The sequence below is a fragment of the Slackia equolifaciens genome (assembly GCF_003725995.1).
GTDB classification, from domain to species: domain Bacteria; phylum Actinomycetota; class Coriobacteriia; order Coriobacteriales; family Eggerthellaceae; genus Slackia; species Slackia equolifaciens.
Window position 1 is genome coordinate 16240 of record NZ_QIBX01000001.1, and the last position, 26619, is coordinate 42858.

Here is a 26619-nt window from a genome sequence, read left to right on the forward strand (position 1 = left end):
CCTGCTCAGGCACATGTCTGGTCAGGGGTTTTCTATTAAATTGACGCAATGCGGTATGTCTCGCACCTGATCGGGAACCTCGCGCACGTGACCGGCGGCGAGGACCGCGACGCCTGCGATCCCGCGTGGCTGCTCGGCTACGTCGCAGGGGTCGCGATCGCAGCCGAGCTCGCGCTGGAGCTCGAGAAGGAGGAATGACGGGCAGGCCCCGCCCTCACGGGCGGGGCCTCTTCCCTTTGCCACGACGAACCAGCGGCCCGCCTCCCACCACAGCGTCTTCGTCCGCGCGCCGATGAGCACCGTCCACCGTATGACGAGGTTGCCGGTGCGCCGGCTTCCGAACTCGCATCTGTTGACGACGCGGGCGATGGGCCGCCTTACGCTGGATTTCGACGAGCGGACGCAGCTACAAGGAAAAAGGATTTAAAATATATCTTGACAACAACGGTCAACTTCATCCGTAATTCGGAAAGGTTTCATATGGGTATTTTCGATTTCCTATTCGGTCCTTCACCGGAGCAGAGGGCTGCTCAAGAAGCGGAGCGGAAAAGACAGGAGGCGGAACGGAAAAAGCTGGAAGAGAAACGCGCCGCTGAAGCAAAAGCAGCTTGCTTTGAGCATTCCTGGGCAGCGCTGGAAAGAAAGTATGAGAACAAGGTTGCTATTACCGCCGCTGCTGAATCATCAACAAAACGCCGCGGCCACGAGCAGGAGCTAGTTTTCGATCTCGATGGAGTAACGGCCTACATGGCTATCTCGAAAATCGATCTCGGTTACGTCCCAGACATAAACGTTTATGTTGGGAAGCCCCTGACATTCCGAATCATTTCGATGTCGAAGTACGAGAAGAGCGTGCAGGTCTCGGCGTGCATAATCCTGCAAGAGAAGCGCCAAGAAGAAGAGCGAATCAGGCGCGAACAAGAGAGGAAACAGCGCGAAGAGGCGCAGGCCCGCTATCGCCGAGACCTCGTACGGCTTGCAAGCAAAGATTACCTTGAGGGGACAGTCCTATCGATTCAGGACCGAGGAATCACGGTCAGACTCAAAGATACCTGCGATGGCAAAGAAGTCCAGTGCTGGATTCACATCTCGAAGCTGGCTAACAAATTCGTGAGCCATCCCTCAGAGGTGGTCAAAGTTGGAGATGCAATCAAAGCATGCGCCTCGCTCAAGCCGTCTGGCGATGAGCTCGAGCTCTCGATTAGAGAGTTCGAAGAGAAGGAGGATGCAAGACGTAGGGAGGAAGTCTTCTCGAGGCTCGAGAAGGATGCGATTGTTTCGGGAACGGTGAAGAATATCCTCCCCAATGCCGTATTCGTCGACCTCGGGGGGGTCGATGCGCGCATACACGTATCGGAGCTTTCGAGCGGTTTCGTTAACAATCCAAATGAAATAGTCCGCGTGGGGGATTCCGTCGAAGCAGCAGTGCTTCGCGTAAACGAGGAAAACGGCCGAATCGAGCTCAGTATCAAGCGGTTGAGGCAGATGAGGCTGCAAGAATCGCGAGATGCTAAGGAGTACCAGAATGTCAACAACACTGGTCTATCTTACGAAGGGCCGCTTTGCCTGAGGCTGAACGAAAACAGGGATGGTATTGAAGAGAGGCTAAACTGCCTCGCCGAAAGCATGCGAAACCTGGAGCGGACGTTTCCCGACATCGTCGCAATTCCTTCCAGCAACAAGCTGGAGAAGATTCTTCGCAGCACCTTTCCAGATGGGATGAAGTCGCGGATATTCATCAGGAACCTTACCTTTGAGGGCGCAAGCGGCAACGATAACAAGGTGCTCGCGCTTCGTCCCGAGCTGACAGCAGGCTGCTATCTCTCCTCGATACTGAAGCCAGGATGCTCGCTGATCTTCAAGGGTCGCGTAAGAGGCAAAGAGTTCGTCGTAGACAGCATCTACGACACCATGGATACCGAGCAGCTGGAATACGAGGCCTCCTGCGTGGCGACCGTATTCAGGGATCCAAAGAACGTTGGGGCCAACAATTTCCTGTATGATGCGCTCGAGGAGACGGCCTCGATTACGAAGCACACCTCCGCAAGGCTGGACGAATGGGAGGAGTACCTCCGCTGGAAGAAGAGTTTAGCCGAACAGCAAATCGCGGGGTGCAAGTACTACGACGTGTCGTACGACGAGGGTAGGGGCTACCTCGTCTTCGAACTTGTCTCTGAAAGCAAAGAGGCGTTCCAAGCATTTCGGAAGCACCTGAGGTCGCGCGACATTCTCGTCTTCGGAGATAGCTATTCGACAGAAAAATGGTTCTTCGAATTCAATGAGAACGACGGCAGGCGCGGGAGAAGGGCAAGGGGGGTCCCGCTCGGCAGATTCGAAGGAGTCCTGGCGCAAGGCTACCTCGACGATCTTCCGAATGTCTACGCTGTGCCGCTCTCCGCGGAGGACGAGGCGAGCATCAGGGGCACGTTCGACGTCCCCTATATGGCACGAGTAGCCTACTCGCTGAACGACGACGACGCTGACGAGGTCGCAGAGCTAGACGCCGAGCCGAAGGAAGAGGCTCGGTACATAATCGAAAATCTATTAAGCAAGTACCATAACCAGGGATTTCTCGCGCTCTCAGCTGCCGGCCAATTTGCGCTCATCAACCGGTTCGCCAAGGCAATCGAAGGCCTGCGCAACGATCAATCAAAATCCCCAAACCTTGCTCTTTGGCTCTTCGACGCCACTCGCGCTCGTTTGCCGAAGCGTGGATTCTCTACAGAAGTCGACGAATGGCTAAACCCCGGTATTGCGAGCAACCCAAATCAGAAAGCCGCCGTTCAGAAGATGCTCGACGCGCCCGACCTGTGCCTCGTCCAAGGCCCTCCCGGTACGGGCAAAACCACGGTCATCGCAGAAGCGATATACCAGCTGGCGAAAAGGGGAAACCGAGTTCTGATCGCTTCGCAATCGAACGACGCTGTCGACAACGCCCTTGACCGCCTTGCCGAGAATCCGCAAATCAGGGCGATACGCCTAGGACAGAAAAGCAGAAGGAAGTCCCATCTCGACGGTACACCACCCCATAAATACTCGGAGGACGAGGCTCTCCGTTCCTACTACTCCTCGCTGTCCTCATCCCTCTCAAGCGCTTGGCTTGACAGCTGGGATTCCCTTGATGCGAAAGCCGTCGAGTTCGAGACCGACATAAGGGACGCGACGTACTACAGGGAAGACCTGGCAACCCTCAGGCAGAGAAGAAGCGCCCTCGCAGAGAGGCTCGTTGAACTGAGGGAGGATGCGCGCAGATACGAAGCACAACTTGAGGAAGCCCAAGAAGCAAGGGACGCCATCGTTCAGGAGCATCGCCAAGCGAGCCAGTTCGCAGAATTGGCGTCACATCCGGACTTGGGGAACCTCTATCTGTCGGAGCGCCAGCTCGAATCTTCGATGCCCGTTCTTGCCAGCTGCCTCAACGGCGCCGTCAAATCGGGGTTGCTGGTCGTGCCCTCCATCATTAGCCCCTCGACACAAAGCAGCAGGGCCCTTAACGGGTTTATCGAGATAGCGTTCTCATCTGCCGCGGTCATTCGAGACGTGCCCAACAAGCTCCGATCCTCTTCAAGCACGCAGACCGATGGCGAGGTTCAGGTCCTGGAGAGAAAGCTGAAAGACGTTACGGCCAGGATGACGGAGGCCATCGACGATGACGACGAAGACGCCGTGGCAAAGTGGCGAAATGAGCGCAAGGCAATCAAACTTGAGCTAGACAAGCGAAAAAGCGGCGGCAACGCAGTCAGCCTCGATGCGAGGGAGAAATCCCTGCTGGACGAGAGGCTGCTGGCGAGCATTGAGGGTGGTGATGGCGAAGAGGTTGCTTCGTCCATCGAGTCGTTCCTTCGCGGGTGGGACGAAGCGGTCGGGCAGGTTCGCTCGATTTTGGAAAAAGGTTTTGAGGAGGGGAAGTCGGACGATTCCCAGACGATTCTCGAGCAGATTAAGTCGACCAAGGGGCTCATCGAAAGCACCGAGGATAAAATCAAAGCCTGCGAAGAGGAGATCTCGCAAAAGTCCCGAACCCTTGTATCGCTTTCGGAGAAATACGGCACTTCGACCGCGGACGCTGACGCCATCGTCGACGAACTAAGGACCCAACGGGAGGCGCACCAAGCTAGGCTTGACGCGCAGAGCGCGATGAGGAGCATCTGGGAGCCCGTCATCAGAGGGTTTCGCGACCGGCTCGACAACAGCGAAACCGCGGACTACGACAACGACTATTTTAAGAGGGTCTACATCAACGCCTGCAATGTCGTCGGCATCTCCTGCACTGACAACATGAGGAACCTGGACGAGGCCGGATTCGACGCGTTCGACGTGGTCATCGTCGACGAAGTGAGCAAAGCGACCCCGCCCGAGCTGTTAATCCCTCTCATGAAGGCTCGGAAGGCGATTCTGGTTGGTGACCACCGGCAGCTGCCACCGATGTTCGACGAGCACGAGAAATCGTACTCGGAGCTCATCAGCGACCCCGAGTCCATCCCAGAAGACGTCAGAGACCTCATGACGGGCGAAAACTTCGCTCGCTTCCGGAGCATGGTGACCTCATCGTTGTTCAAGGAGTTTTTCGAGGCAGCCGACGAGAGCATCAAGCACTCACTTCTCGTCCAATACCGCATGCACACTGACATCATGGATATCATCAACCGGTTCTACGACGGCCGCCTTCAGGCTGGGCTGAGCGCGGAGCAGGATAATAGGCTCAAATCCCACGGGCTCGCGTTCAGGGGGATCGACGGGGGATCGTTCATCACAAAGGACAGCCATGCGTATTGGATCGACTCGTCTTCGCTGCCGGACGGCACCCCGATCTATGAGAGCTTCCTGGGCCGCAGCACCTCGGCATGCAACTACCTCGAGATAGCGGCGATCATCGAGCTTCTCAAGCGGATGGCGGAAGAGTACAAGAGGGCTGGCTACGGCAAGGGCAAGAGGAAGAGCATCGGCGTAATCAGTTTCTACCAATCACAGGTGAACGAGTTGCGCAGGAGGTTCAAGGCGGCTAAGAAGGCGTTCGACTTCTCGGCAATCGACGTTGACATCAATACCGTCGATCGCTTCCAGGGCAAGGAGAAGAACATCATCATCGCGAGCCTTGTCAGGAACAATGCGCGCACCAGGGCAAGCAAGCACGTCGTAGCATTCGAAAGAATCAACGTCGCGTTCTCCCGGGCCCAGGAAATGCTAGTCATCGTCGGCGCCAAGCACATGTACGAAGGGCTAAAGGTCGAGCTTCCGAACATGGACACCGGCGAGATTCGCAAGGTTCCCGTGTACAGGTACATCCTCGAGGACCTTTTGAGCAAGGGATGCGTGAGAAGCACGAGCCAGCTGATCGGAGACGAGACGGCGCGACAGGTGCTCGCAGATTATGAGAGGAACAAGGTGAAGAATGAAGCTCGCTGACGTAAAGCTCTCCTTCCCCCGCGTCGCCTACGACGTCACGGTCTCGCATTACGCTCCCAGGCAGGCTACGGCAGTCGAGTGGGTAATCCTCGAAGCAATCCAGGCATCCACGCTTGACCCCAGCTTCCGGGACGCCCCCTTTGCCGCGGTCTTTGAGGACATCCTTTCGATCAAAGATGCTGATAGGCTAATAAAGCCCGTTATATTCGACTTGGTCGGAAGCGGCATGTTGGTAGTCGAAGGACTGTCCGACGAAGCTCCCTTGGGCAAGATGCCGATGAGCCAATTCAGGCTCACGGAGAGGGGCCAGAAGCTGCGCAAGGACGGAATCCTCCCGGCGCGCACAATGGAGGACGTCGTCCATGTTCACTACGACGTCTTTAAGGAGGCCTGCGAGGAGGGCCGGGAAAGACACCTTTCCCCTGAGGCGACTGGCATCAAGGTCGTCGAAGCGGAATCTGCCGATGACGTAGTCTTTCCCTCGGCGGCCATCATTGGCTACTTGGAGTCGTCGCGCGGCCGCTCGAACAACCCGTGGCTCACCAAGGAAACGCATATCCAAGACCTGACGGCATCAGGGGGCAAGCTGTTATGGAAAAACATCACTTGCCCCTTCGAGGTCGGCAAGGACCTGATTTGCCACCTTAACGGAATGGGGGGCACGCCTCTGTCTGCGAAGGTCTTCGAGCAACTGGATTTCCAGTTCACCGAAGGTCTCCAAAGTACGGTCGTAACGGATCCTGATGCTGAGCTCAACTGGCTTGACAACCCGAAAAATATCGCGCCCCACGTAAGGGAGCTCTTGGCATCTAGCAATATAGGAGTGATTAGGGCCGACTGCTTCGACGAACTGGTCAGCATCATCGACAAGGATGCGCTTCGAGGAAAAGTCCTCTGCATACCATCCTCGGGAGGCTTTTCGGCAAGGCTCGAAAACGGAGTCCTTCTCATAGAGGTCCAAGAAGACATGCTCTCCGAAGGAGCCATCTCCTCGTTCCCGAAGGAAACGCTGCACATCGAGAACTACGAGCTGCGCGCCGGGGACGCAACGCGCGGCGCAACGCTTCTTTCATCCGCTCCGTCAACGCAGGGGGAGCTGGGGTCAATATGCAAAGAGATCGCCACCGGGCATTCGGGAGACTCGCTGCTCGCCGCCCTGCCCCTCCTCGTCCTTGGCGAAGAAGGCCTATTCCAGCAGATAGCTCTTGACGCGCTTGCAAATATGAAGGGCCTAGCCCAGAAGAGCGCGGCAATTGAAGGCGTAAACCACGCGGCGAAGACCTTTCTCGGAAGCGAATGCATATCCGTCGAAGTCGCTCGGGCTGCGCTCGCCGAAGAGCTCGCTCACGTGTTCTCGGGATGCACATTTGATGACATCGCGGAGAGGATGGCGGAAGTCGAAAGCGATTGCTCACCAGAAGAAGACGACATAATCCTAAATGAAGCGGTTGCAGCCGGCCTCCGCTCCCTTCCGGAGCCGTCAGGCGTCACCCAGATCTGGAAGCTCTGGGCGTCGCTCGACGAGCGGGGCATAGATGTTTCCTCCCTTGGTGACGATATCGTCGCCTCCCTTTACAGCGATCGCTGCCTGAACGAAATCATGTCAGCCTTCGACTCCGCTGACCTCTATTCGCTCAAAGCTTGGACTGTCATCGAGCGCTCGATGCTCCAGCTGAGACGGTCTTGCGACGGCGTTTCCGCGCTGCTTTCCGATGCCGACGTGTACAAACCGCTCACTGAGGAGGATGCGAGACTGCTCTGCATAGCGAACAAGGGCTCTCTCGTGCAAGTGTACGCCGAACTCAAATCGTGGCAGCAAAACCTGGATAACCTGAGCGTCGCGGGGATCGACCTCGAGAAGGCCGAACGTTCGGACTCCCCCTTTGCGAAAGCGTCGATATCGATGAAGAGCGTCGCGGAGGGCATAAGGCCGTTCTACGACGAGAGCTCGCTCCAATATGCTGCGGTTTATGTCGTAGACACCTGCGCACTGATGAATTCGCCAGAGCTCGTGGAAACTTTCGAGGACAACAAGGCACTGCTTATTGTGCCGAAAGTTGTTCTCGATGAACTTGATGGGCTCAAGTCCTCCGAAGATGGCGAGAGGGCCCTGAAAGCCCGCGATGCCATTAGGGCTATAGACAATCACAGGGCATTCGATTGGCTCAATTTGAGGGAAAACAGCCATCCTGAGCTGCTGTCCGATGATTGCGATAAGGACAGGAACGATAGCAAGGTCCTCTCGGTTGCCGTCAGATACTTTTTCAAGAAGCCCGTCCTGATAACCGACGACTCCAACCTCCGGAACCTGGCAGAAGCGAATGCGGTCGAGTCGACCGGTTCGGGAGATTTCCTCAAGGCTAGGAAAGAATCGCGGATAAAGAAGAAGCGAGCAAAGAAAAAAGGCGGGAAGAGATAGGAGTGCCATGAGCAGGTCTTACAGCGCAAGGTACGAGCTCGAGCGTAGGGCAAGGGCAGAGCTAGAGAAGAAAAGGGCGGCCGAGTTCGCCGAGAATCTCTACAGTAGGTATCAATCACAGCTCGAGACGATGACCCGAAAAGGATACGAGGCATACATCCCCGATGAGCTCGGTCGCCTGTCGTTCGACCTCGATTCCGTCCGCACCATGCTAGCGGCTGACAGGGCGATTGAGGCGCGGGATTTAACGAGGCATATCGGCGCCTACATAGGGTCGATTGACGTGATAGCAAACGCGGCAATTGCTCGATACGAGCGCACTGAGAGAATGCGAAGCGAGCAAGAGCGCGTCCGGAAGATGAGGCGCGGCTCGTCGTTGATGGATGTGTATTACGAATTGGTCGGGGCGATTGACGATCCCGTCGTCATCAACCTCGCTCTCCCTGATCTCGAAAGAATCCAGCATGAAATCGAAGGGGGCATGGCATCCGAGGCGTCAATAAGGCAGTCTATCGCAAGCGTCATTTCGAAAGCGGAAGCGGATTCTGAGCAATTCAAGAGAGAAGAGGAAGAGAGGCGCCGCAAGGCCTGCCTGAGCAGCCAGCTGGAAGATGCCGCCGCGCTCATCGAAGGAAAGCGCTTCGCAAGCAAGGAAACGACCGAGGGGTTTGCCGACAGGATCGCAGCATTGAAGCGGATGCTCGCAACCGGTGATATCCAGGACGGCTCCCTCGGGGAGGAAATAGGGCAGCTGGGGCAGCAGATCGAGGACGCCGTAATCGAGGAGGAGGTTAGGCGCGAGGCTGTTAAGGCAATTTACCAGCAGCTTAGGAGTCAGGAATTCACCGTCGAGGCGCCCCGGAGGTTTGTTACAGAGGGCTCCGACTACGTTCGGATCGTCGCCCGCCGTCCGTCTGGCAGACGGGTCGTATGTGAGGTCGATAGCCACGGTGCGCTCAAGTACAGGTTCGACAAGTACGAGGGAATGACGTGCCTGAAGGACATCGAGATATTCAACGTCGATCTGGAGCGAGTCTATTCGCTCAAGCTGTCTGAGGAGCGCGTGCTGTGGAGTAACCCCGACAGATTGGCCAAGGATGCATACGATGCCGCAAGCGAGGACAGGAGGACGCTGTAATGGCCGTGAAAGAACTCAACGCTTGGCTTTTCAAGTTCGACAGGGAAATCGGCATAAGGTCTTCGGTCATTCTTTTTGGCAATACCAACGATATCGTCCTCAACAGAAAAGCGAATGGGAAGTATCAACCATTCCTCGACGTGGTTGCCGATGCGCTGCGGGATAAAGGGTATGAAACCCTGGTCAAGTGGGATCGCGTCGATGGCATCGACTACGCGTTCTCCGACGATATCCCAGAGGAAGCGTCTTGTTCGAGTCAGCCGGCAGGCGATGAGTACGACATGGGATTTGGAGACGATGAGCTCTCCCGGTCGAACGGGTCCCGCCCGGATTACAAGAGCCCCGACGAGTTCTTCCCCTATCTGCTGCAAACCCTGGCGGACGGCGCAAAGAAAACGGCTTTCATCCTAGATTACTCGGACTACATCTTCGGGAATGCCAACTCGCTATCCGAGAAGGAGAGAAACTATCTTGCGACATTGGGGAAGTCGCTTCAAAACGGACAATCATACAACATGCTCTCCTCGTCCTTCGAGGACATCGGCAACCTCGTGGTAATTGTCACCCATAACAATGCAACCATCCCGCCCGCGCTCTATATCGGAAACCCTTTGGTAAGCACGATCAACATCCCCCTTCCCGGAAGAAGTGAAAGGGAGGCGTTCGTCCAAGCGAACAAAAGCAACCTTCTGGTCAAGGAGAACCTTTCCGCAGAGTCAGGCACCGCTTTTGATGATTTAATCGACGCCCTGGACGGGTACTCCTTGAAGGAAATCGCGCAAATCATGAAGCTGTCACGCCAGGTTGGCGAGGTGATGTCCTTCGGCAAGCTGATCAACCTTTACAAGTACGGCGAGAAGGTCAGCCCCTGGGAGGAGCTGTCGCATGACAAGCTGGAGACCATAACCGAGCGCCTGGGGGAAAGGGTTAAGGGGCAAGATCAGGCCATTGCAAAAGTCAAGGACGTCATAATTCGCGCCTACACGGGCTTTTCCGGCTTACAGCACTCCGCGAAGCAGAAGAAGCCGAAGGGCACCCTGTTCTTCGTTGGCCCGACCGGCGTCGGGAAAACTGAGCTCGCGAAAGCCCTTGCCGAGTTCGTGTTCGGCGATGAGTCCGCCTGCATCCGCTTCGACATGTCCGAGTATAACCACGAGCACAGTGACCAACGGCTGGTCGGCGCACCTCCCGGATATGTGGGATACGAGGCGGGCGGTCAGCTCACCAACTCTATCAAGGAAAAGCCGTTCTGCGTCCTCCTTTTTGACGAAATCGAAAAAGCTCACGGTCGTATTCTCGACAAGTTCCTCCAAATACTAGAAGATGGCAGACTCACCGACGGCAAAGGCGAAACGGTCTACTTTTCCGAAGCAATCATTATCTTCACATCCAACATCGGTGCGGCGGATATCAGCGCTGACCTTAAACCTGCGGAGGCTAGACGTGAGTTCATTTCGGCGGTGAGAAGGCATTTTGTCGAAGAACTTGGGCGTCCTGAGCTTCTCAACAGGATTGGCGACAACATTGTCGCGTTCAACTTCATCGAAGACCCGGAAGTTTTTTCTAAGATTGCCAAGGGCAAGTTCAAGTCCGTTGAGGATTTTGTCAAAGAAAGATACGAAGCTACCCTCAAATTCGAGAACGAAAGAGAGGCATTCCTCGCCATCGCGAAGAAGGCAGGGAAGCAGAACGGTGGCCGCGGTCTACTGAACGTCATAGAGTCCGCAATCATCAACCCTCTCGCGGAGTTCATTTTCGAAAGAGATGGGATGCTCACGAACAGGACTATCGAAATCAAGTTGGAGAACGAAGATCACCTCCTTTTTGATTTGGAACTGAAATGAGCGGGCATTATCTGAACATAGCGTCAATCAGGGAGTGCACTGAGGCTGAGGGCCCGGGAAAGCGCTTCGCCATATGGTGCCAAGGCTGTCTGAATAGGTGTCCAGGGTGCTGCAACCCCGAGATGCAGCCTTTGGAGAAAAGGTATGTGATCTCAGCCGACGATCTGCTTGCGTTGATAGTCGAGTCCCAAGAAAAATGGGGGATTGAGGGCGTCTCCCTTATCGGGGGAGAGCCGTTCCTCCAGGCGGAAGGGTTAGCGTACGTCGCTGAGAAGTGCAAGTTGCGTGGGCTGACGGTACTGGTGTTCAGCGGATACAGGATTGACGAACTTCGCAGCATGAATGACAAGCACGTCGAAAACCTCCTTTCGTGCTCAGACATATTGGTTGACGGTCCATTTGACGCACAAGCGATAGATGATGAGAGGGGCTGGGTCGGATCAAAAAACCAATCTGTCCTTTTCCTGAGCGACGCATATACGCAGGGGATTGAATTTTGCTCAAAACAGTCCGTCGAAGTGCTAATCGACAACGATTCGATTCTTGTAAACGGATGGCCATGTATCTAGAGATGAGTTTAGTAAACCCATGCGGCCGCAATCAGGTTAAGAGATAGAGAGAATCCTTGCCAAGACAGGCTCAATCAGAGTGCGGCGTCGCGTTCGAGCCATCCCTTGTCTAAGTTCTCCTCAACTCTTCTCGACGATCTTTTGCTATGCCGATCGAGTGCATTTGCCTTCATGCCCCCAAACGACAATCAGCAAACACGCTCCGAAATGGATAAGACGGCAAGCCCCAAGGATTACGTAGATGTGATCGGGGCGCGGAGCGAAATTCTTGCCGAGGAGTGCGGCCTCTCGCCGCGAGAAGCAGAAATCGTTGCACTCATCGCACGAGGCCGCACACTCAAATCCATCTCAGAAGAGCTCTATATTTCCATGAACACTGTCAAAACGCACGTCAGCCATGTATACCAAAAATGCGATGTGCATACGAGAGAGGAACTGATTGGCCTTGTTGAGAACACAAAGGGAGTCTAGCCCAAGCCGCAAGGCTCCCTTCCCAACGCCTATCGCTTATGCGTCTTCAAATAATCCCGAGCTTCGGCGCGTGCCCAAGCGTCCACCTCGGCGAGCTGGTCAAGACTTTCGACCACTTGCACGCCCTGCGCTTCGTGGCGCTCCATCACGTGTTCCACGCAGGCATCGATATCAAGATACCCGCACGCATCCCGCAAAAACGCCGCCACGGCAACCTCGTTGGCTGCATTCATCGCGCACGGAAGCGTGCCGCCCACGCCACCCGCATGACGCGCCAGCGCCAGACAGCGGAACGTGTCCGTATCGGCCGGATAAAACTCGAGGCTCCCCAGCTTGGTGAAATCGAGCGGGTCCACCGGAGCGTCCCAGCGATCGGGGTAGCTCAACGCGTACTGGATGGGAATGCGCATATCGGTGGTGCCCAAATGCGCTTTTACGCTGCCGTCCGAAAACTCCACCATGGAATGGATCGCGCTCTGCGGCTGCACCACAACCTTGATTCGGTCGTAGGACATATTGAACAGGTGATGCGCCTCGATGACCTCGAGCCCTTTGTTCATAAGCGTAGAAGAGTCGATGGTAATCTTAGGCCCCATATGCCACGTGGGATGCGCGAGAGCCTGCTTGGCGGTCATGCCCGCCAGCTGATCGCGCGTCTTGCCACGGAAGGGTCCGCCGCTCGCCGTGACCCACAGCGCCGTAACCTCGGCAGCGCGCTCCCCCATCAAGCACTGGTAGATCGCTCCGTGCTCGGAATCGATGGGCATGAGTGCCCCGTGCATTCCAGGCGCATCCACCATGCCTGCTGCTCGCCCAGTGGTCTCACCAACGCTCACGCACGACTCATCGAGCGCACTTTGGGCGGCCGCCAGCTGGGCGTCCACCTTGGTGGCCAGCGGCATGATGAGGTCGCCCGCCACCACGAGGCTCTCCTTATTGGCGAGGGCGAGGCGCTTGCCGCACGCCAGCGTCTCGTACGACGCGCGCATGCCGGCCGCGCCCACCAGCGCGTTCACCACCATGTCAACGCCGTCCATGCGCACCAGGTCAAGCAGGCCCTCTTGCCCAAAGCCTACGCTCACACCGCCGTGAGCGTTCGCCAAACGCGCATCGTTGACAAGCGCTTCGTTGCCGAACGCGATATGACGCACCTTGAACTCGTGCGCCTGAGCGATTACGGCATCGATGCTTGAGTGGGCGGCAAGGCCCACCACCTCAAGCTTATCGGGGTGACGTCGCGCCACATCAAGCGTTTGCGTGCCAATAGAACCAGTAGAACCGAGAATGACGATGCGAAGCTTGGACATTGCCAGACCTTTCACGCTGCGGAACAACGACTTTGACCTATGCGGCACAATGCGGCCGAAAACGTTTGCATGTAATTATAGGCGATAGAGCGATAACGAATTTCTTTGCATTTTTTGGACAACTCTGCAAGATAGCCGTAGGAAAGACGCAAAAAGAAGGCGAGGCGCTCCGAATGTCTGCAACAATTGCGCCAACCACATTCAGGCCCTTATTCCACAACCGTCTGAACTGGGAAAGCTAGAAGGCATTATCGTCCTGGCAACGGAATCAAGCGCATGGCCTGCGAGCTAAGCCGGCTAGGTTGAAATGTTGTCCAAAAATCCTCGCGCGATCCGTAATCGCAGTGCAAAACCTTGGCTTCGGAAATCGCCGGGAAGCCAACTTGAAGCACAGCATGACAAGAGCAGTGCGACGAGACCCGAAATGCGTGACGGGCGGAGCCGAAGCGCAATGCAGGCAGAACCGAAGCGTGACGCGGGCAGAGCCGGGCGCTACGCAATCACTAGCGGCGTGGCCACCGGCTGCGCGAGCGCACGGAACGCAACACTTAATCAGAGGCTAAGCGAAAACGTACGGAATGCAGCCGCCGTACACCAACAGCACACCCGACACCGCCGCCACCAGAAACATGGAGTCGCAGCGATCGAGCAGGCCGCCGTGACCCGGCATGATGGTGCCGGAGTCTTTCACGCCGGAATTGCGCTTGATGCGGCTTTCGGCCAAATCGCCCAGCACGCCGAACAGCCCGCACACGATGCCGAAAACAATCGCATGGTGAATGCCCATGTTGACGCCGGGAATGAAAGAAATCACGCTCCAGATGAGAACCGACCCGACCAGCCCGCCGAAAAAGCCCTCCCAGCTTTTCTTGGGAGAGATGCGCGGCGCCATCTTGTGCTTGCCGAATTTGCTTCCCACCAGATACGCGAAAGAATCGTTGGCCCACACGCTGCAGAAGATGCCAACCACCAGCACGCCGCCCCAAATGCCTGGCACGCCCATGCGAACCAGGATAAGGCTCGACATCAAAAGCCCCGTGTATGCGGCCCCAAAGAACGACACCCCCACATCGCCCACGCGGGCACGCGACCAAAACACGTACCACACGAGCAAGGCAATAAGCAGCGCGCCCGTCACCAGCAGCGCGCCCGTCAACCCCAATTGCCAGACGCTTATCGGGTAAGCCACGGCGGCGAGAATGCCCAGAAGCTCGTTAGGCAGCTTCGCGTCGGACCTGAGCATATAGAAAAATTCACCTGCGCAGATGCCCGCCACGGCACACAGCATGATCACTGTGGTTATATCGCTCGCAAGTGCGCAGATCACCGTCAGGCCCACGTAGATCGCGCCTGTGCGAAACCTCACCTGGAAATCGGACGGATGCTTCAGACGCTCAGGGGTTTTTTCGTACACGAAGCCTTTGGCGGCATCCTTCTTCTCAACCGCCTTCGCCTTGGTGTTCGCGTAGGCAGCCTGCGCACGCTCGCGCATGGGGCCCTTGGGTTGATCCGCCACGGAAGGCTCAGCAGAAGGTACCTTTGGAGCCTCAGCGGCAATCCCCTCTTCGGCCGCAGCGCGAGAGACCTCCTCCGAGCCGTCTTGGAGCGCGTTTTCTTCTATGTCGTGCTTTTCGGTCAAGCGTTACACCGCCCCAAAACGACGCTCGCGACCTTGATAATCCAGCAACGCACGCAAGAAATCGTAGCGCGTGAAATCGGGCCACAGCACATCGGTGCAATAGAACTCGGAATAGGCCATCTGCCACAGCAGGAAATTGGAGATGCGCATCTCGCCCGAGGTGCGAATAACCAAATCGGGGTCGGGGATTCCTGCCGTATACAAACCGCGCTCGAAAATCTCCTCGGTGAGCTCGGGCAGCTCGCCGCGCCCTTCGCCCTCGATGACGGCATACCGCATGCAAGCCCTGGTCGCACGCAGAATTTCCTCACGCGCACCGTAGTTCACCGCCACGAGCAGCGTCATGCCCGTGTTGTCGCGCGTCTGCTCCCATGCTTTGTCGAACGCATCGCGCGTCTCGGCGGGAAGCGCGCTTAAGTCGCCAATCGTGCGCACGCGCACATTCTCCTCGTCCAGCCCGTCCACCTCGGCGAGCATGGTTTTAGCGAACAGGTCCATGAGGCCCACGACCTCATCCTGCGGACGCTTCCAGTTTTCGGTGGAGAACGAATAGATTGTCAGGTAGCGAACGCCCACATCATGGGCACAGCGGATGGTCTCCCTCACCGCCTCGATGCCGGCCTTGTGCCCCTTGAGGCGGTTGAGCGCGCGCTTTTTAGCCCAGCGTCCGTTGCCATCCATGATAACGGCCACATGCTGCGGCACGCGCTCTTCCATGAGTGCATCAGGATCAAGCCCCGCAGGGGGGTTGGGAAATACATCGCTCAGCGGTTTCAGGTACATTCACAACCCTCCTTGGGGAATCGAGATGGGCCTTCTGGCTAAGGTGAAGCAAGTCGAGCGTCGCAAGTCGCCGAAACGTTAACGGCTGCGTTCGAACCCCGCAGGGTCGAAACGAAGCAGCGAGCAACAATCCGGCGCTTCCTCATGGCGCAAATAGGTCGCCATAAACGTTACGGAAAAGGAACGAAACAGCGAGGCGCACTCTCGTGCTGAAGATTCGTGGGTTCTCGGAGGCGACGCGTACTTCGTACGCAAGCATGCGAGAACGCGCGAAGATTCGGTGCGAGAGCGCGCCGCAGCGTCGCAGCGCCTCCTCGAGTAGTTCCGCTGGCCGGCAGGCCAGCGGAACCTCTTATATCTCCATGACCTCGGCTTCCTTCTTCTTGAGCATCTCCTCAACATGGGCGATGTACTTGTCGGTGAGCTTTTGCACCTGCTCCTCGGCGCGACGGGCGTCGTCCTCGGGAATCTCGGAGTCCTTCTTGCCACGATCGATCTTGGTGTTGGCATCGCGGCGAGCATTGCGGATGGCGATGCGCGCCTCCTCGGAGAAGCCGCGGCAATCCTTCACCAGCTCGCGACGACGCTCCTCGGTGAGCGCAGGGATGGGCAGGCGAATCACGGAGCCGTCGCTCGAAGGCGTGATGCCCAAATCGCTTGCCAGAATGGCGTGCTCGATGCCGTGCAGGATGCTTTTATCCCACGGCTCGATGACGATCAGGTGCGCGTCGGGCACCTTCACGGCGGCCAGCTGGTTGATAGGCGTCGCCTGGCCGTAGTAGTCCACGCGGATCTTGTCCAGCATCATCGGGTTGGCGCGGCCGGTGCGCACGCTGGAAAACGCCTCCTTGAGGTTGTCCAGGGCCCTGTTCATGCTGGTCTCGGCAGCACTCATAATCTCGGCGGTCATCGTTTCCTCCTTGGTTTCAACGCGCCCCGCCCTTGCGAAGCGCGATTCGGTCAATCGGCGAGGCGCACGCCCCGCAAAAGCAAGCGGATTCGCGTCGGCCGGCGCCAGCACGCATCCGCCGCAAACGCCTAGTACACCAACGTGCCCACGTTCTCGCCCTTGAGAATGCGAGCGATGTTGCCGGGCACGGTCATGTCGAACACGAGCAGCGGCATCTCGTTATCCTTGCACAGCGAGATGGCGGCGGCGTCCATGACGTTGAGCTCTTTGGTGAGCACATCCAGGTAGCTGATCTTGTCGAAGCGCTTGGCATCCGGATTCGTCTTGGGATCGCTATCGTAGATGCCGTCTACCTTGGTGGCCTTCATCATGCAGTCTGCGTCGATTTCGCAAGCGCGCAGCGCAGCCGTGGTGTCGGTGGTGAAGTAAGGGTTGCCCGTGCCCGCGGCGAAGATGACCACGCGGCCCTTTTCCATATGGCGGATGGCGCGCAGGCGAATGTAGGGCTCGGCCACCTGGCGCATCTCGATGGCGGACTGAACGCGCGACGCCACGCCATGGCGCTCGAGGCCGTCCTGAAGAGCGAGCGCATTCATGACGGTGGCCAGCATGCCGATGTAGTCTGCCTGGGCGCGATCCATGCCGTTTGCGCTACCGGCAACGCCGCGGAAGATGTTGCCGCCCCCCACGGTGATGGCAACCTGGACGCCATCCTCAACGATTTCTTTAATCTGCTCTGCGAGGTCGGCGATGACCTTCGGGTCGATTCCGTAGCCGGCATCGCCCATCAGGGCCTCGCCGGACAGCTTCAGCAGCACGCGGTGATACTTGTAACCTTCTGCAGGCATGAACTTCACCCTTCTCATCGAATCAGTAAGCCATTCTTATGTATATTACGATAACGTGCACGCCGCGTCTTGCGCGAACATCCCATTTTCGCAAGTTCTCGCAAAGTACGCCCCCGTTGCGCATGGCGGCAACCGAATGCCCGTTGCCCCGCAACAACGCCGCCGCGCTCCTTTCGCCGCGCTCGCAACATCCAACCGCGCCTCATCTGTCGCGCTCGCAACACCCAACCGCAGCCAATTATGTCCATCCGAAAAGCGGGTGGTGCCCGTCTCTCGCACCTGAGGCGCAGAGGGCGGACCAGCCCATTAAAAAGGCGGCCTCCCGAAGGAAGCCGCCCGAAGGAAGAGGCGTATACGCGTCTGCGAATGCGGCAGGCGATTAGTAGCCGTAACCGAACAGGTCGCCCAGGCCGCCGCCGTTACCGTAGCCGTAGCCATTGCCGTAGCCGTAGGCGTCGGAGTTATTCTCGGAAGTGCCCAGGGTGTCTTCATCGTCGCCCAGAGTGACCGAGAAGGTCTGCTCCTGCCCATCGCGGTTCACCACCACGTCCACCGTGTCGCCGGGGTTCTTGGAGCGAACCGTCAGCTGCAGGTCGGAGGCGCTCGCCACATCCTGACCGTCGAACTTCATGATGATGTCGCCCTGCTGGATGCCGGCCGCATCAGCAGCGCTGTCGGCATACACGTTGGCCACATACACGCCGCTGTCCACCGGCAGATTGTAGTACTGGGCCATTTCGGGCGTTATCTCAACCATGGAAACACCGAGCTGGGCATGCGTGGGGGTCTCGCCGTTCATGATCTGATTGGCAATGCCCATCGCGTAGTCGATAGGGATGGCGAACCCGACGCCCGAGCTAGAGCCCGAAGTGGACTGGATCATCGAGTTGATGCCGATGAGCTTACCCTCGCTGTCCACCAGCGCACCGCCCGAATTGCCGGGGTTGATGGTGGCGTCGGTCTGGATCATGTTGGGATAGATCACCGTTTGGCCAGTAGTCTCGTCCTGCATGGTGCTAGAACGCTGCAGCGCGCTCACCACACCGGTGGAAACGGAGTTTTCGAGGCCGAACGGACTGCCAAGGGCCATCACCCACTCACCAACGTTGAGGTCGGACGAAGAGCCGATTTCCATGGCGGTAAGCCCGGTGGCTTCAATCTTTATGACCGCAATGTCGCTTGACGGATCGGAGCCCACCAATGTGGCGTCGTATTCAGTGCCGTTGACGGTAGCCTTGATAGCATCGGCGCCTTCCACCACGTGGTTATTCGTGATGATGTATCCGTCGGATGAGATGACCACACCGGAACCCAGAGAGGTCTGCGTCAGCGTGCTGTCGTCATTTTGTCCCGGGATTTCAAACCCGAATGCCGACTGCGAGCTAGACGATGCGCTCTGATAGATGTCGATGCTGGCAATGGAGGGAAGGCATTTATCCGAAACCGCCTCTGCGAGGGTGGTGTCCTCGCCGTCCACCTGGATGGTGGTGCTGGAGCCGCTCGACGTGCTGCCCGATGCCGATGAGCCGTCGCTGGTAACGGCCTGGAAGCCGGCAAATCCGCCCAGCCCCAAGACAACGGCGAGCGCTGCGCCTGCGAAGCTCACGCCGAAGCGCTTTGCCGCATCATGCTTGCCGGGCTCTTTCGCCTTGGGCTGCTTGACGTGCTGCGCCTGCGCGTGTTGGGCGTATTGCTGGTACACCTGCTGCTGATAAGCCTGCTGTGCTGCCTGCTGAGCCTGAGCAGCCTGCTGGGCGCTATAGGCATCGGTCGGCTGCGTAGGAATCTGCTGCGTGGCGTAGGTCGCCTGCGGCTGCGCGGGCGCCTGGACGACAGGCTGGACCTGCGTCGCCGCCGGCTGCTGAGGCTGCGTGACGGATTCGCTCTGCTGAGCGGGCTGCGCGGGCTGGGTTGCCTGGAAACCCGTCTCCTGTTGCGTGGCGTCGGCATGCGGCATGCCGTTGGACTGGATGTTCTTGCTCTCTTCGGTCATGTCGATCACTCGCTTTCCGGGAGGCCTCGCCTCCCATCGCGGGGCCCCCATCGGCGCCCCTTCGTTTTATCTCGACGAGAACTTTACCACCCATAAATTGTTAAAACCGCCTGATGAGGCCTTCGTAACCTCCACGTCATCAGAGATACGCCGCCTGACGTACACCCGTCACAAAGCAAACACAAACGCCCCACGCCCCAGGCCTCCCCTACGGTAAAAAGCGCAGAGAGCGGCGCCTGTGACGCAGAATCGCCCGCAATCAAAGCGAGCGCGGCGAATTGCCGAACAGAGGACCCAGCAATATCGATGCTTTTCTTTGCGGAGGTGTCTCTATGGCTTTGTCAATGGGTTTTGGAGGGCGTTTCCGCAACCACCGCTGAGTGGTGGGGCAGGTAGCGGAGAGGTCCGCCAAGATCCGCTCCCTCTCTCCCCTCTCCCCTCTCCCCTCTCCCCTCTCTTCCTCGCTGTACATGCGCAGCCCCCTCCCAGGGTCGCCCGCCGCGCCGGGAGGGGCATGCCCCCGCGGTCCAAGATTCTGCCGCACCCTTATCCGCTGACTTTCCGGACTGCCGGTATAAAAATCGCGTTATCTGCTACGTTTCGAGGGGCTCGGTATAAAAACGGCGTTAAATGCGCGAGCAAGCGGCGCCGGATTCGCCGAAACCCGGGACCAGATCGTGGACGATTTGCGAAACCCCAGCTCAGAATCGCGACCCCATCTATGGGACTCCTCCATGCTCCGATGCGTTCCCACATATAATGCCGTTTTTGGAAATGACGCCCAGAAAGCTCGCAAATAACGCGGTTTTTATACCGGCGGCATTGGCAGAGGCGGCGTTGGCGCAGGTGACATTGCGCCGGCGGCATTGACATAGGCAGCTTTGCATCGGCGGCTTTGATGTCTGCGGCATCGAGGAAACTGAGAGTCCGCCAGACACCGATTGCCACAACGGGTATGATGACAAGAGTACGGACTCGGCATGCGATCCAGCAGCAGGCCACCGTGCGGGTCCAGAAAACGCCAGCGATTCAGGGCGACACACCGCCTTCGTCTGGCAAAGCGAGCGCATGGCACGACACCGCCATGCGAGAAGGAGGCAAGCATGTTCTTCAAAAAAGCCATCGTACGCCGTCCGCCTAAATCGTTCCCGCTCGCCTATCAAGGAGCGCCAGATCACGCCGCACCCGATTATGACCTGGCAATCCAGCAGCACGATGCCTACATTGCCGCCCTTAAGGAATGCGGCTGCGAGGTAACCGTTCTGCCTCCGGTTGAAAACCTCATCAAGTCAGTATTCGTCGAAGACCCCGTCGTCATTACGCCCAAGGGCGCCATTATCACCAACCCCGGGCTCACGATCCGCAACCCTGAGAAAGACGCCATGCTCCCCACCATCAAGGAGCTCTTCGACGACGACCACATCGCCTACATCGAGCTGCCCGGCACGCTCGAAGGCGGCGACGTCATGATGGTGGAAGACCACTTCTATGTGGGCAAATCCAATCGTACCAGCCAGATGGGAGTGGATCAGTTCATCAAAATCCTCGCTGGTTGGGGCATCAAGTGCGAAGAGGTTCCGCTGACCACCGTATTGCACCTGAAAACTGGCGCGAACTACCTAGACAACAACCGCATGATTGTATCCGGCGAGTTCATTGACAAGCCGATATTCGATTCGTATGACAAGATTATCGTGCCCGACGAAGAAATGAACGCGGCGAATTGCCTCTGGGTGAACGAGACCATCATCGTGCCAAAGGGCTATCCCACCATGCTTGAGGCCATGCAAAACCTAGGCTACAAGACCATCGTAGTAGATATCTCGGAATACGAGAAGCTCAACGGCGGCCTATCGTGCCTATCCGTGAGGTTCTAGCTTTAGATGCATACCGCCGAATGCGAGAGGCGCCTCCCAATCGGGGGGCGCCTCTTCCGTCCATTCATCCCATTCGCCCATCAACCTGGGCATTGGCGGCATCTATGCAGTCCTCAATCGAGATAAAGCGGCACCAATAACGGCCCCCCTCTCCTATGGAGTTTGCTAAACCTGCAAAACGATAGCGATAGCGGCGCCCCTCGCTCACCGCAAGGCCTATCGCCCTGCCCTTTCCTCTACCGGGATGTACTCCACGCCCTCGTAGCCGAAGACGGCGGGGCCCACAACCGCCAAGCCCTCGGGCGTGCGCCACTGCGGCGCGCAAGGAATGCCGAGCACCAGCGCGCGGCAGCCATACTTGAGAGACTCGCCCGTGATGGGCGTGAGCGTTTCGGTATCGAACATGGCAATGAGGTCGGGGGCGGTGCACACGGGCACGCCGTCCACCTCAGCGATCAGGAACTCGTTTTGGAATCGCACATGCATGTCGCTTCCCTTGTAGGCATCGAAGCCTTCCAGATGCGCCACGCCGCGCGCAAAGCCTCCGATGGTGCGACGCTCCACATCTTGCACCTTGCCGCGGAAAAGCTCCACCGCGCGCAAAGCTTCCATGAGCTCGGATGCGTCGTTTGAATGCGCGGCGCGCGCCTTACGCAGGATGCGCCCCACGTTTTCGCACAGCGTGTACGTACCCGCAACGCTGTGGGCCTTCGCCTGCACTCCGTTCATGCCGTAGCACGCAAGCGAGATGTTCCCGCCCATTTCAACCGTGGCCCCACGGCACAAATCCTCGCCGCGCTTATTGTCATCGGTCTTGATGAGAAGGCGATTTCCGCGCTCGTCCGCCACGCCTATAGGGCTTGCGCTCTGTCCATACATGGACCACGTGACCATCTGCAGCTCCGGGAACGCGCGCCCCATGCCGTCGGCGTCGAGCAGCGGAATGCCACGGCGCGCAGCGGGAAGCATCGGGTGCAGCGAGTTCCAGCCGCCCGCCTCGGAGGGCAGCAGCGCGTCGAACGTGTGCCCCACCTCGGCCTCAAGCGCTTCCAGAGCATACTCGGGCTCAGGGCCCGCGGGCACCTTCTCTACGAGCACCGTAGGCGCTCCCAGGCCCATAGACACGGCAACGCGCGCGTCATCGGGCACTTCATCAAGTTCAAGCAGCGTGATTTCGCCAAATTCTGCCACAGTTTGCTTAGCGATAAGGATGCCCACGTACGGGTTTCCACCGCCGCCCGACGCCATGACCGCCGCGCCCATCGCGATGTCTTCGACCTCTTGCGTTCCCAGTTTTCTCATGATTTCCTCGATTAGCAATCGTAATGCTTTAATGCGCTATAGCACTAAAGCATCTCGGCCTGAAAATGCGGCAGGCACATATGACCCGCCGCTTTTTATTCCTAGATACGCAAATCGCCTACCGCTTTCACGCGCACACGTGTGGCATTGCCGGGCAGATACGCCAGCGGAACGTCCTCCACCTCGACGATCTCGATGGTATCGGGGTCGGCACCCGCCTTGACGGCCTCGTCGCGAGCCAAGCCCTTAGCCACCTCGAGCGTTTCGGCACGACCAAGCTTATCCAGCGAGAACACTCGCTCAATCTGGCCGGACACCTGCGAAATCGCACTGCCCACGGCATTCGCCACGCCGAAGTTCTCGGGGCGCTTCAGCTGCGCCACGCCCTCGAGCGAATCGGGCATCAGAATGCTTCCGCCGCCCACGAGCACCACGTCGATGTCGCCCGCGCTGGTCTTCATACGGTCGATGCAGTCCTCCACCATCTTGACCATGCACGCCAAGGCTTTATCCACAAGATCAGGCGCGAGGAACGCGACCTTCTCGGGATCGCCCACGCCGGGCGCCATGCCGCGCGCCACCACGATATCGGTAGCGGTCAGCGTATCGCCGCCGAAGCACAAGGCCTTCTCGGTTACCTTATAGCCCACCGAATCAGGACCCACGGTCACAGTGCCATCCTCATGGCGGCGCACGATGGAGCCGCCGCCCAAGCCGATGGAGATGATGTCGGGCATGCGGAAGTTCGTGCGCACGCCGCCGATCTCAACCGCCAGCATGCTCTCACGCGGGAACCCGTGCACCAGCACGCCCAAGTCGGTGGTGGTGCCGCCGATGTCCACCACCACGGCATCTTTGAGGCCCGTAAGGAAGCTCGCGCCGCGGATGGAGTTGGTGGGTCCGCACGCGATGGTGAGGATGGGGTAACGCATGGCGTATTCGGCGCTCATGAGCGTGCCGTCGTTTTGGCACAGGTAGATTTCGGCGTCTTTGATGCCTTCGGCGTCGAGCGCAGCGATGAAGCTCTCGGACGTGGTTTTGGCCACGTTCACCAGCGCGGCATTGAGGATGGTGGCATTCTCGCGCTCAAGCAGGCTCACGCTGCCGATCTCGCTGGAAATGGAGATGGGGAAATCCTCGCCCAGCTCCTCGCGCATGATCTGCGCGGCAGCTTTCTCGTGGCTTGCATCCACCGGCGAGAACACGCTGGAAATGGCCACGCTGTCGCAGCTGCCCTTGACCTCCTTGGCGATGCGACGCACCTCGTCGGCGTCGAACGGTGCAATCTCGCGGCCGTCGAACTCATGGCCGCCCTGCACGAGGAACCACTGGTCGTTGATGGCGCTGCGCAGGTCGGCGGGCCAGTCAATCATGGGCTTGATGGCGGCCGTCGCCGGCGCACCGATGCGAATCACGGCCACGCGGTCGAGCCTCTTGCGCTCCACGATAGCGTTGGTGCAGTGCGTGGTACCCAGCATGGCGTAGCCGATCTGGCTGCGGTCGACCGCCGGATCGGAGAGCACGGCTGCCATAGCGTTACGGATGCCGCCCATCACGTCTTCAGTGGTGGGGCTTTTCACGGCCGCCACCAGATTGAGCTTATCGTCAAGCACCACGGCGTCGGTGTTGGTGCCGCCGACGTCGATGCCGATGCGCCATTGCTTAGCCATTGTTCTTCACCCTTTCCTCGACGGGCACGTAATCGAAGTCGTAACCGAAGTAACGCGGGCCGGCGATCTTCAGGCCGCGCTCGCTGCGCCAATGCTTGTGCACGGGAATGCCGATGACCACGCCGCGGGCGCCGTATTTCATGCCTTCGGTGGTGATGGGCAGCGCCGTCTCGATGTCGAGCACGGCGATGAGGTCGGGCGTGCTGCACAGAATCTGGTCGCCGGACTTGCACAGCAGATGCTCGTTCTGGAAACGGAGCTCGCATTCCTTGCCGTGATAGGCGTCGATGCCCTGGAAGTGTGCATAGCCGCGCGCGAAACCGCCTTCGGTACGACGCGACACGTCATCCAGCTTACCGCGGAACAGCTCGTAGGCGCCCAGGAATTCCAGAATCTCGGGTACGGGGTCTACGTTCTTTTCCTGGCATTCGCGAATGGTGCGACCGATGACCTCGCAATACGTAGACGTGCCGGGAATGGAGCAACGCTTAACGTCGGCGCCCGTCATGGCGTAGTCGGCCATGAACACGCTGCCGCCGGTGGTGATGGCCACGTTGCGCGCAAGTCGCTCCGCCCAGGCGTTGTCCACGGCATCGATGGTGACCACGTCGCCCTTCTCGTCGCACACCACGGCGGGGCATGCGGGGATGTCGAACAGCGACCAGGTCACATGCTGCAGCTCGGGGAACGCGCGGCCCATGCCGTCGCAATCGACGATAGGCACGCCCTTGGCCGCCGCCACCTGGAACGGAAGAAGCGAGTTGAGGCCGCCCGCCTCAAGCGGCATGATGGCATCGAACTTGCGGCCGAAGCGCTCTTCCAGCGCGTCGACGGCGCCCACGCCCTCGCGGCCGTTGGGCACCTTCTCCACCAGTACGGTGGGAGCGCCCAGCATGTGCGATCCGCACACCCAGGCGTCGTCGTCCAGCTCGTCCAACGTAATCATGTCGAACGGGCCGTACTCGTCGATGGCCTGCAGGGCCATCAGCTTGCCGATGTAGGGGTCTCCCCCTCCGCCCGACGCGAGGACGGCGGCGCCTACCGCCATGTCCTCCACTTCGCGTTTGCCGATCTTTCGCACGATCCGCCTCCTAACGTGGTTTCGCCCCGGTTGGAGCGCGGCCGCCAACCGCCCTGCAAGCCGAGGCCGTCGCGAGATAACACCTCGCGTTCGATGTGACTCGGGGCGCGTTAAGCCGCGCGCCCGCCATACGAAAACGGGGCCGCAAACACACGCGACCCCATTGTTTCTCGCATAGATGATACTTTAGCGCATTGGAGCGCCACATTGGGCGCGACGGTCGCATTTCACCGCTTCTCGGCCTTCTTCTTCTCAAAATCCTCCATGCCGGCACACACCGCCTTGCGAATGACCCAATACAGCACAAGGCCGATGAGGGCCAAAACGACAAGCCAGAAGATAAGCATGGGCAGCATTACGAACAAATACTCCGCCGGATTAATGCCGAACACCCTCATGATGCCCTCCTCTCGCCAAAGGCAAGCACGCCCACAATATCCCTCTTTCGAACGAGGGTGCGCCCGCTGTGTTTCCGCATAACGACGCGCCCGCCATGCTTCCGCTTAACGACGCGCCCGCCCATAAGGGAGTACCTCGAACATGATACCTCGCCGCAGCGCTCCCGGGTCTTTCCGCCGTAGCCCGCGGTCAAAACGCTCGACTAACGCGCGCCCGACGAACACGCGCCTCTCCGCAAATACGCCCTCATCGCGACTTGCGCGGCAACCGAGCGTGCCGCGTAGGAGCGAGGAGCGCGGAAAACCTGATTTTCTCGAGAGTTGCGTGGTCCGCGCACGTTTTTTCGTGCGATTGCCAAAATTCACCGCCCGCACTTTAGAACATAGGCTAGACGCATCCGGCCGCATAGCTGCGCGCCACATGGTGGAATACGCTCAGGAGGCGTAAGCAGCCCCGTAGCGGACTCCGACCAGGCGTTTTGTCTTGTTACATATCGCCCCTCCAACGGCCCCGCATGCATAAATGCGGGGCCGCCTTTGATGCAGGGCCTCGCAACTTCGTCCCTTATTCTGAAGACCCTGCAATTTCACGCTGCATTTTCTTCGTGAGCTTAGCGAATACCAGCGCATAGCTGTGGTCGCACAACTCAAAGAGCAAATCCTCGGGAAACGCCCTGCCCACCGCATCCAAATCGACTGAAATCCAGGTTCGGCCATCGGAATAATACGCAGGGAAAATCGCGTCGGGATATTGCTCGCGCAGCCGTTCGCTCCATGCCGGGTCGCATTTGAGCGACACCATGTGACGCCCCGCATACGGACGGTCCACATCAGGGCCAACCGTGAACTCGCAAGCAAACTGTTTACCGCCCACCCAGTAGCACCACCAACCCCACTTGGGCTGAAACGCCTTACTTGCCCCGGGATGCGAAAGCAGCCGCGCATCAATCACCGAGAAATCCAT

19 protein-coding genes are annotated in these 26619 nt (G+C 58.5%); 8 read left to right on the plus strand and 11 right to left on the minus strand.

Annotated elements, in window-relative coordinates; genetic code table 11:
- The first annotated feature begins 48 nt into the window (after nt 1–48).
- From DMP06_RS11375 to DMP06_RS00105, 7 genes are all read left to right on the plus strand, one after another.
- Complete coding sequence (locus tag DMP06_RS11375) at nt 49–198, plus strand: hypothetical protein (RefSeq protein ID WP_161957760.1); 150 nt, start codon at nt 49–51, stop codon at nt 196–198.
- A 282-nt stretch (nt 199–480) separates the two neighbouring features.
- Nucleotides 481–5406 (plus strand): AAA domain-containing protein, encoded by a 4926-nt coding sequence (locus DMP06_RS00080; protein WP_123207716.1) that lies wholly within the window; start codon nt 481–483, stop codon nt 5404–5406.
- Nucleotides 5393–7825, plus strand: a complete 2433-nt coding sequence (locus DMP06_RS00085; RefSeq protein ID WP_123207717.1) for a PIN domain-containing protein — start codon at nt 5393–5395, stop codon at nt 7823–7825. Before DMP06_RS00080 ends, DMP06_RS00085 begins: the two co-directional genes overlap by 14 nt.
- 7 nt (nt 7826–7832) lie before the next feature.
- Nucleotides 7833–8963, plus strand: coding sequence for a hypothetical protein (locus DMP06_RS00090; protein WP_123207718.1), 1131 nt, complete (start codon nt 7833–7835; stop codon nt 8961–8963).
- Nucleotides 8963–10807 (plus strand): AAA family ATPase, encoded by a 1845-nt coding sequence (locus DMP06_RS00095; protein WP_123207719.1) that lies wholly within the window; start codon nt 8963–8965, stop codon nt 10805–10807. Before DMP06_RS00090 ends, DMP06_RS00095 begins: the two co-directional genes overlap by 1 nt.
- Nucleotides 10804–11376, plus strand: coding sequence for a 4Fe-4S single cluster domain-containing protein (locus tag DMP06_RS00100; RefSeq protein ID WP_123207720.1), 573 nt, complete (start codon nt 10804–10806; stop codon nt 11374–11376). Before DMP06_RS00095 ends, DMP06_RS00100 begins: the two co-directional genes overlap by 4 nt.
- A 105-nt stretch (nt 11377–11481) precedes the next feature.
- Nucleotides 11482–11847 carry a helix-turn-helix transcriptional regulator gene (locus DMP06_RS00105; protein ID WP_148042464.1) on the plus strand — a complete coding sequence of 122 codons (366 nt, stop codon included), beginning with the start codon at nt 11482–11484 and terminating at the stop codon, nt 11845–11847.
- Between the two features lie 29 nt (nt 11848–11876).
- Here the strand turns inward: DMP06_RS00105 and DMP06_RS00110 are convergent, their stop codons facing one another.
- From DMP06_RS00110 to DMP06_RS00135, 6 genes are all read right to left on the minus strand, one after another.
- Nucleotides 11877–13154 (minus strand): 1-deoxy-D-xylulose-5-phosphate reductoisomerase, encoded by a 1278-nt coding sequence (locus DMP06_RS00110; protein ID WP_123207722.1) that lies wholly within the window; start codon nt 13152–13154, stop codon nt 11877–11879.
- A gap of 559 nt (nt 13155–13713) precedes the next feature.
- Nucleotides 13714–14793, minus strand: a complete 1080-nt coding sequence (locus DMP06_RS00115) for a phosphatidate cytidylyltransferase (RefSeq protein ID WP_245962296.1) — start codon at nt 14791–14793, stop codon at nt 13714–13716.
- 3 nt (nt 14794–14796) lie between these two features.
- On the minus strand, nt 14797–15576 hold the full coding sequence (locus DMP06_RS00120) for an isoprenyl transferase (protein WP_123207723.1): 780 nt from the start codon (nt 15574–15576) through the stop codon (nt 14797–14799).
- Nucleotides 15577–15928: 352 nt separating this feature from the next.
- Entirely contained in the window at nt 15929–16486 is a 558-nt protein-coding gene (gene frr, locus DMP06_RS00125) for a ribosome recycling factor (protein WP_123208033.1), read from the minus strand.
- Between the two features lie 128 nt (nt 16487–16614).
- The gene (pyrH, locus tag DMP06_RS00130; protein WP_123207724.1) at nt 16615–17334 is read right to left on the minus strand and encodes a UMP kinase; all 720 of its coding nucleotides are present in this window, start codon (nt 17332–17334) and stop codon (nt 16615–16617) included.
- 379 nt (nt 17335–17713) lie between these two features.
- The gene (locus tag DMP06_RS00135; RefSeq protein ID WP_245962297.1) at nt 17714–19327 is read right to left on the minus strand and encodes a S1C family serine protease; all 1614 of its coding nucleotides are present in this window, start codon (nt 19325–19327) and stop codon (nt 17714–17716) included.
- 1103 nt (nt 19328–20430) lie between these two features.
- Here DMP06_RS00135 and DMP06_RS00140 point away from each other — a divergent pair.
- Nucleotides 20431–21204 carry a dimethylarginine dimethylaminohydrolase family protein gene (locus DMP06_RS00140; protein ID WP_123207725.1) on the plus strand — a complete coding sequence of 258 codons (774 nt, stop codon included), beginning with the start codon at nt 20431–20433 and terminating at the stop codon, nt 21202–21204.
- 216 nt (nt 21205–21420) lie between these two features.
- Here the strand turns inward: DMP06_RS00140 and DMP06_RS00145 are convergent, their stop codons facing one another.
- From DMP06_RS00145 to DMP06_RS00160, 5 genes are all read right to left on the minus strand, one after another.
- On the minus strand, nt 21421–22506 hold the full coding sequence (locus DMP06_RS00145) for a DUF917 domain-containing protein (RefSeq protein ID WP_123207726.1): 1086 nt from the start codon (nt 22504–22506) through the stop codon (nt 21421–21423).
- A gap of 101 nt (nt 22507–22607) precedes the next feature.
- Nucleotides 22608–24176, minus strand: a complete 1569-nt coding sequence (locus DMP06_RS00150; protein WP_123207727.1) for a hydantoinase/oxoprolinase N-terminal domain-containing protein — start codon at nt 24174–24176, stop codon at nt 22608–22610.
- The gene (locus tag DMP06_RS00155; protein ID WP_123207728.1) at nt 24169–25257 is read right to left on the minus strand and encodes a DUF917 domain-containing protein; all 1089 of its coding nucleotides are present in this window, start codon (nt 25255–25257) and stop codon (nt 24169–24171) included. The genes DMP06_RS00150 and DMP06_RS00155 overlap by 8 nt, the downstream gene beginning before the upstream one ends.
- A 227-nt stretch (nt 25258–25484) precedes the next feature.
- Entirely contained in the window at nt 25485–25655 is a 171-nt protein-coding gene (locus DMP06_RS11380; RefSeq protein ID WP_161957761.1) for a hypothetical protein, read from the minus strand.
- A gap of 565 nt (nt 25656–26220) precedes the next feature.
- Entirely contained in the window at nt 26221–26619 is a 399-nt protein-coding gene (locus DMP06_RS00160; RefSeq protein ID WP_123207729.1) for an MmcQ/YjbR family DNA-binding protein, read from the minus strand.